This is a genomic window from Methylobacterium sp. EM32 (assembly GCF_040593685.1).
Lineage (GTDB): Bacteria > Pseudomonadota > Alphaproteobacteria > Rhizobiales > Beijerinckiaceae > Methylobacterium.
Window position 1 is genome coordinate 1 of record NZ_JBEXZS010000069.1, and the last position, 1,078, is coordinate 1,078.

The 1,078-nt window shown below is 70.3% G+C and carries 1 protein-coding gene; it reads right to left on the reverse strand.

Annotation, left to right across the window (positions count from 1 at the left end):
* The coding region (locus tag ABZT49_RS10465) for an IS4 family transposase (RefSeq protein WP_355285963.1) at positions 1 to 894 on the reverse strand (894 nt) is incomplete at its 3' end.
* Positions 895 to 1,078 lie beyond the last annotated feature (184 nt).

A 1,078-nucleotide genomic window follows, 5' to 3' on the forward strand; every position in this document is an offset into this window, starting at 1 on the left:
GTGACCGAGGCCGAGGTCGAGATCCGCTACGTGGTTCCCGTCGGCCCGGATGGCGAGCGCGGACGCTTTTGTCAGTTGCGGAAGGACTATTTCGATCGCCCAGCGACGCCGATACTGCTCAACGACCGCCAGCGCGTCGGCTGCGTCGCGCACAGGCTGCGTCGTCAGAAGACGCCAGTGCAGCGCGTCCTGGCCTGCCGGCGGCTCCTCTTCCACCACCTCGATCGCGTTCACGGTGATCCGAGCCGGTAGACCGGCCCGCTGCCCGTGCCGAGGGCGCACCAGCGACAGCGAGGCGTGTCGCAGCGCCAGGCAGGCCATGCGCGCCCGCCGTCCTGGCCGAGCCGGCAAGTCGATCTCCGCCCAGCCCGCCACCGGCTGCCCCGACAGCGTCGTCCAGAGGCGCTCGCCCTCGTCCAGCGCGCGGTCATGCGCGGCCCGTACCAGCAGCTCGCTGTGCTCAGGCCGCAGGGCGAACGCTTCGTAGATGTCGCCTTCCCGATCCGCGATGACCGTCAGGCTGCGGGCGCAGGCGCAGACCGTGGCGGCCTGGTCGGCGCCCTCCAGCCAGCGAAAGCTCTCCTTCTCCTCGATCGGCTTGGCCCGTCGCTGCGCACGCCGACCCACGTCGCGATGCACGAAGCTCGCGTCGATCAGGCCCAGGATCGCCCCGCTCTCGGCATCCAGGGCGAGCACGCAGTGCAGGTAGGTGCCACCCCCGCCCGTGGAGCGCAGCACGGTGGTGTCCTGCAGCGCCAGGACGGCGCGCCCCTGGCAGCGTTCGGCGGTTTGCGCGCTGGCCTCGGCCAGCATGATCTCGGGCTGCACAGCCGGATGACGCAGGAAGCGCGTCAGGCGGATCTCGCCGGCCCGGTCGCCGCCCAGCCGCCGCACGCGCAGAGCACGCGGGCCGTCATCGACCAAGCGTGACAGAAGGAAGGCCCCCCTTTGGCGAGCCGGCGATCACCAAACTCACCCAGACTGAGATCCACCATCCGCCGGCTCCCATCGCATCAGCCAACCGCAGCGAATCACACAACGCTGAACGCGCCAACCACGTTGTGTGAATACGCTAGCC